A 6,725-nucleotide genomic window follows, 5' to 3' on the forward strand; every position below is an offset into this window, starting at 1 on the left:
TCTTTTCAGGGCCGCAAATCATACAACAGTTAGCTATGACCAACCAGATTGAAAATGCATCAATCATACTTTACGCCTTTCCGTGCGGCCGTCGACAGGCGGTTCGCGACGCGGTATCAATAAACCATATTTATAGTATGGATATACTCAATGCAAATGCTAGTATCCAATAGACAGTAGCTATATTTATGCGTGTTTCATTTAAGGCCTGGATTGCTGATGATGACCACATTCGTAGTACATCTTTCTCACCGGTTAGCCGCGCAGCTGGATCCGCGCGCCGGTCGGCCTTGCCCCTCCACTCCTCAATCTTTCAAAGAGATAACGTTCCGTATGGCGGAGGAAAGAAACGCGCATCACTCAGCAATATGGAACAGAGCGAGTAGCGTATGGACAAAATCAAACAGCACTGGGCCTGGTGCCTTGTCGGCCTGCTGGCGGTCATCGCCGCCCTAATATGGTGGGCGCTGCGTCCGCCGGGACTTGCGGAGGGGTTTGCCAGCAGCAACGGCAGGATAGAAGCCACCGAGGTGGATATCGCCACCAAAACCGCCGGACGCATCGACGCCATTCTGGTCAAAGAGGGGCTGTTCGTTCGCAAGGGCGAGGTGCTGGCGCGGATGGATATTCGGGTGCTTAACGAACAGCGCCTCGAAGCCGCCGCCCAGATCAAAGAGGCTGAAAGCGCAGTCGCCGCCGCCAAAGCGCAGCTGGATCAGCGGCAAAGCGAAATGCGCGCCACCGAAGCGGTGGTAAAGCAGCGGCAGGCGGAGCTCAACTCCACCGCTAAACGGCACGTGCGCTCCAGCGCGCTGTCGCAGCGCGGCGCGGTTTCGGCCCAGCAGCTCGACGATGACCAGGCGGCAGCGGAAAGCGCCCGGGCAGCGCTCGAATCCGCCAGAGCCCAGGTGTCTGCGGCGAGGGCGGCAATTGAAGCTGCCCGCACCAGCATTATTCAGGCGCAAACCCGCGTTGATGCCGCGCAGGCGACGGAACGACGCATCCTCGCCGATATTGACGATAGCGCGCTCAAAGCGCTGCGCGACGGCCGAATTCAGTATCGCGTCGCCGAGCCGGGCGAAGTCCTGGCCGCCGGCGGTCGGGTGCTGAATATGGTCGACCTCTCCGATGTCTATATGACCTTCTTCCTGCCAACCGAGCAGGCTGGCCTGCTGGCGCTGGGCAGCGAGGCGCGCATCGTGCTGGACGCGGCGCCAAACCTGGTCGTTCCCGCCCATATCAGCTTTGTCGCCAGCGTCGCGCAGTTTACGCCGAAAACGGTAGAAACCAGCGATGAGCGCCTGAAGCTGATGTTCCGCGTGAAGGCCCGCATTCCGCCGGAGCTGCTGGAGCAGCAGCAGGAGTATGTTAAAACCGGCCTGCCCGGCATGGCATACGTTCGCCTGGATAGCCAGCAGGCCTGGCCCGATACGCTCACGGTGAGGTTGCCGCAATGAGAGGCCCTCAGCAGGATACTTACCCACCGGTCGCCCTGCTGGAACGCGTCGGCCAGCGCTTTGGCGCCACCGTCGCGCTGCGGGATATCACGCTAAGCATTCCAGCTCGTCGGATGGTGGGCCTGATTGGCCCTGACGGCGTCGGCAAATCCAGCCTGCTGTCGCTGATTTCCGGGGCGCGGGCGATTGAACAGGGCAACGTGATGGTCCTCGGCGGCGATATGCGCGACGCCCGGCATCGGCGGGATGTCTGCCCCAAAATCGCCTGGATGCCGCAGGGGCTGGGCAAAAACCTCTATCACACCCTGTCGGTGTATGAAAACGTCGATTTCTTTGCCCGGCTCTTCGGTCACGACAAGGCCGAACGCGAGAACCGTATCGATGAGCTCCTGCACAGCACCGGGCTGGCCCCTTTCCGCGACCGTCCTGCCGGGAAGCTGTCCGGCGGGATGAAGCAGAAGCTCGGCCTGTGCTGCGCCCTGATCCACGATCCGCAGCTGCTGATCCTTGATGAGCCCACCACCGGCGTTGATCCGCTGTCTCGCGCCCAGTTCTGGGAGCTGATTGACAGCATTCGCCAGCGCCAGCCGGAGATGAGCGTGCTGGTGGCGACGGCCTATATGGAAGAAGCGGAGCGCTTCGACTGGCTGGTGGCGATGAACGCCGGGGAAGTGCTGGCGACCGGCAGCGCCGAAGAGCTCAAGGCGCGAACCGACAGCCAGACGCTGGAGCAGGCGTTTATCGCCCTGCTGCCGGCAGCCCAGCGCGAGGCGCACAAAGAGGTCATCATCCCGCCGCGCAGCGCGCAGGACGATGACATCGCGATTGAGGCCCGCGACCTGACCATGCGCTTTGGCAGCTTCGTGGCGGTCGATCGCGTGAATCTCCGCATCGCCCGCGGCGAGATTTTTGGTTTCCTCGGCTCAAACGGCTGCGGTAAATCAACCACCATGAAGATGCTTACCGGCCTGCTGCCCGCCAGCGAAGGAGAGGCCTGGCTATTTGGTCAGCCGGTCGATCCGAAGGATATCGAAACCCGCCGCCGCGTCGGCTATATGTCGCAGGCCTTCTCCCTCTACAGCGAGCTGACCGTCAGGCAGAACCTCGAGCTGCACGCCCGCTTATTCCACATCCCGGATGGCGAGATCCCCGCTCGGGTAGCGGAAATGAGCCAGCGCTTTATGTTAACGGAGGTCGAAGATACCCTGCCCACCGCTCTGCCGCTGGGTATTCGTCAGCGGCTCTCTCTCGCCGTGGCGGTGATCCATCGCCCGGAAATGCTGATCCTCGATGAGCCAACTTCCGGCGTCGATCCGGTCGCCAGGGATATGTTCTGGCAGCTGATGGTCGATCTCGCCCGTCAGGATCGGGTGACCATTTTTATCTCGACCCACTTTATGAACGAAGCCGAGCGCTGCGATCGTATTTCGCTGATGCACGCCGGAAAGGTGCTGGCCAGCGATACCCCGCAGGCGCTGGTGGCCCGGCGCGGTGCGGCAACGCTTGAAGAGGCGTTTATCGGCTGGCTGCAGGATGCTCAGCAGCCCGTCGCTGAAACAGCGCCCGCTCCGCCGGCTAGCGCTTCGTCCGGGACGGCGGCGGCGCAGCAGGCGTTCAGCCCTGGACGGCTCTTTAGCTACAGCCGGCGCGAAGCGCTGGAGCTGCGGCGCGATCCGGTACGATCGACCCTGGCCCTGCTGGGTACCGTTATTCTGATGTTCATCATGGGATACGGCATCAGCATGGACGTGGAAGATCTGCGCTTCGCGGTGCTCGATCGCGACCAGACTCTCAGCAGCCAGGGCTGGTCGCAGAATATTGCCGGCTCACGCTACTTTATTGAGCAGCCGCCGCTGCAGAGCTATGACGAACTGGACCGGCGGATGCGCAGCGGCGAGCTGGCCGTGGCCGTTGAAATCCCGCCTAATTTTGGCCGCGATATTGCCCGCGGCACGCCGGTGCAAATTGGCGTCTGGGTGGACGGCGCCATGCCTAATCGTGCCGAGACGGTGCGCGGCTACGTTCAGGCCATGCATCTGGCATGGCTACAGGAGATGGCCGGGCGGCAGGCCTCTCCCACCCGCGATACGTCGCTGATATCCATCGAGACGCTCTATCGCTATAACCCGGACGTGAAAAGCCTGCCGGCCATCGTTCCGGCGGTGATCCCGCTGCTGCTGATGATGATCCCGGCGATGCTCAGCGCGCTGAGCGTGGTACGTGAAAAAGAGCTTGGCTCAATCATTAATCTGTACGTCACCCCGACGACCCGCAGCGAGTTTCTGCTCGGCAAGCAGCTGCCCTATATCGTGCTGGGAATGTTTAACTTTTTCCTGCTGTGCGCGCTGTCGGTGTTGGTGTTTGGCGTAGCGCATAAGGGCAGTTTTCTGACCCTGACCCTGGCGGCGCTGCTCTATGTCACCATCGCCACCGGGCTGGGGCTGCTGATCTCCACCTTTATGAAAAGCCAGATTGCGGCCATCTTCGGCACCGCCATTATTACGCTGATACCGGCCACGCAGTTTTCCGGCATGATTGACCCGGTCGCGTCGCTGGAGGGGCCCGGCCGCTGGATTGGTCAGATCTACCCGACCAGCCATTTTCTGACCATCGCCCGCGGCACATTCTCAAAAGCCCTGAGCCTGACGGATCTGTGGGCATCCTTTATACCGCTGCTGATTGCCGTCCCGCTGGTGCTCGGCCTCAGCGTGTGGCTGCTGAAAAAACAGGAGGGATGATGCGCGGATTACGCAATATTTATAATCTCGGCGTCAAGGAGCTGCGCAGCCTGCTCGGCGATAAGGCGATGCTGACCTTAATCCTCTTCGCCTTTACCGTGTCGGTCTATTCCTCTGCGACCGTGATGCCAGGCTCGCTGCATCTGGCGCCGGTGGCGATTGCCGATATGGATAAATCGCAGCTCTCCTCGCGTATGATCAACGGCTTTTATCGGCCGTGGTTTTTACCTCCGGAGCTGATTAACGAAGATGAGATGGATGCCGGGCTGGATGCCGGGAACTATACCTTCGCCATTAATATTCCCCCCAACTTTCAGCGCGACGTGCTCGCCGGTCGGCAGCCGGAAATACAGGTTAACGTCGACGCCACGCGGATGAGCCAGGCGTTTACCGGCAATGGCTATATCCAGAATATTATCAGCGGAGAGGTGAACGGCTTCGTTGCCCGCTACCGGGATAACGCCACTCTGCCAGTAGAGCTGGCGGTACGCATGCGCTTTAACCCCAATCTTGAGCAGGAGCGCTTTGGCGCGGTCATGGCCATCATCAACAACATCACCATGCTGGCGATCGTACTGACCGGCTCGGCGCTGATCCGCGAGCGGGAGCACGGCACGGTCGAGCACCTGCTGGTTATGCCGGTGACGCCGTTCGAAATTATGCTGGCAAAAATCTGGTCGATGGGGCTGGTGGTGCTGGTCGTTTCCGGGCTTTCGCTGCTGCTGATGGTTCAGGGGGTGCTGCAGGTGCCGATTGAAGGCTCGATCCCACTGTTTATGCTGGGCGTGGCCCTGAGCCTGTTCGCAACCACCTCTATCGGGATCTTTATGGGGACGGTGGCACGCTCGATGCCGCAGCTGGGGCTGCTGATGATCCTCGTACTGCTGCCGCTGCAGATGCTTTCAGGCGGCTCAACCCCGCGGGAAAGCATGCCCCAGGCGGTACAGGATATTATGTTAACCATGCCGACCACCCACTTCGTCAGCCTCGCGCAGGCGATTCTGTATCGCGGTGCCGGCTTTGCCATCGTCTGGCCGCAGTTTTTAACCCTGATGGCGATTGGCGCAGCATTTTTTGCCATCGCCCTGCTGCGGTTTCGTAAGACCATCGGCGCGATGGCGTGAATAAGCCTTACCGGCCGTCACCTTAGGCGGCGGCCGGTGGATTATTTTTTGCTGTTTATCACGCGACGCAGCAGCCAGGTAAAGCCCATCGCCATGCTAAACAAAATGAACAGCAGCACGACCCAGCTCACCGAGATGCGGACCAGCGTGCCGAAGGTCATCAGCGGCTGCAGATAGACGGTAAACGAGTCGCTTAACGGCTTATCCATCAGCATATAGGCGCTATCGACCAGCCAGACGCAGACGCGACACGCCAGCCAGATAATTGCCGGCCAGCAGAGCAGGACCAAAAAGGTAAGGCGTTCTTGTACGTAGCGAGTGAGGCGGCGCAAAGGGGGCCAGCCAAGCAGGATTTTCATTTATATTCTCATATTGCCACCCGGTGACAGGGGTTATTTAGCCCCGGGAGTGACCGAAACAGGCATTAATATCGGCAGTACGCTTGATATTTTATATCACAATTCGGTTAATCCGAACCCGATCAAGTTAACAAAGTGTTAAGGACAGTAAATCATTTTATTCGCAAAGTCCAGTTATTACGATTTTACGTCTGGAATAGCGAAGCGTTATTTTTCAACTAATTGATAATATTAATTAAATATAATCAATGAGTGAATTAAAGATATTCAGAGAATTAATTAAAAACCGTGGTTTTATATTTAAAACAAAGCTGATTGATATTTTAAATATATACTCTAAATAATTCAAGTTGCAGGACGGCGGCAAGGGAGTGAATCCCGATGAGCTTACACCAGTAAGTGATTCGGGTGAGCGAACGTAGCCAACACACATGCAACTTGAAGTATGACGAGTATAGCATCAGGGGTGGGAAGGCGTCGTACTTATCAGCAGAGTGCGGTGTGTGAGGGGAGATCCGGGCGGCATCAGGCCCTTGTTTTTTTCAGGCAATTGTTTTCAGCCGACGGCTTGATTGATGTATGGCAGTTTATGGCGGGCGTCCTGCGGTCTATTGCTCCGAATTCGTGAGTTTTTTAGCACCCGAACAGTCAGGGATCGCGGCGCGCAGCGCCCGATCCGGGCGGCATCCGGCCGCTTTTCCTGAACCGCAGACAACAAAAAACCCCATGCCTGCGCATGAGATTTCTTTGTTTGTTTGATGCCTGACAGTTTATGGCGGGCCTCCTGCCCGCCACCCTCCGGGCAGCACTGCGTGCTGTGCAAATCCGCTCCCGGCGAATTTGTCCTCCTCAGGAGAGCGCTTACCGACAAACAACAGATAAAACAAAAGGCCCAGTCTTTCGACTGAGCCTTTTGCTTTATTTGATGCCTGGCAGTTCCCTACTCTCACATGGGGAGACCCCACACTACCATCGGCGCTACGGCGTTTCACTTCTGAGTTCGGCATGGGGTCAGGTGGGACCACCGCGCTGTTGCCGCCAGGCAAA

The 6,725-nt window shown here is 58.5% G+C and carries 4 protein-coding genes and 1 rRNA gene; 3 read left to right on the forward strand and 2 right to left on the reverse strand.

Annotated features, from left to right (window positions below):
• Window positions 1–389: 389 nt before the first annotated feature.
• From GVK32_RS18365 to GVK32_RS18375, 3 genes are read left to right on the forward strand one after another with little or no spacing between them, the layout of a single operon-like run.
• Window positions 390–1,457 (forward strand): HlyD family secretion protein, encoded by a 1,068-nt coding sequence (locus GVK32_RS18365; protein WP_159871475.1) that lies wholly within the window; start codon window positions 390–392, stop codon window positions 1,455–1,457.
• The gene (gene rbbA, locus GVK32_RS18370; protein WP_159871478.1) at window positions 1,454–4,195 is read left to right on the forward strand and encodes a ribosome-associated ATPase/putative transporter RbbA; all 2,742 of its coding nucleotides are present in this window, start codon (window positions 1,454–1,456) and stop codon (window positions 4,193–4,195) included. Before GVK32_RS18365 ends, rbbA begins: the two co-directional genes overlap by 4 nt.
• On the forward strand, window positions 4,195–5,319 hold the full coding sequence (locus tag GVK32_RS18375; RefSeq protein WP_159871481.1) for an ABC transporter permease: 1,125 nt from the start codon (window positions 4,195–4,197) through the stop codon (window positions 5,317–5,319). The genes rbbA and GVK32_RS18375 overlap by 1 nt, the downstream gene beginning before the upstream one ends.
• Window positions 5,320–5,360: 41 nt before the next feature.
• On the opposite strand, the gene GVK32_RS18380 is transcribed toward GVK32_RS18375, so the two are convergent.
• Complete coding sequence (locus GVK32_RS18380) at window positions 5,361–5,678, reverse strand: hypothetical protein (protein WP_159871484.1); 318 nt, start codon at window positions 5,676–5,678, stop codon at window positions 5,361–5,363.
• 927 nt (window positions 5,679–6,605) lie between these two features.
• Window positions 6,606–6,721 (reverse strand): 5S ribosomal RNA (gene rrf, locus GVK32_RS18385).
• Window positions 6,722–6,725: the final 4 nt, after the last annotated feature.

Origin of the sequence: Klebsiella sp. 18074, from assembly GCF_902705905.1 — a bacterium.
Lineage (GTDB): Bacteria > Pseudomonadota > Gammaproteobacteria > Enterobacterales > Enterobacteriaceae > Klebsiella > Klebsiella terrigena.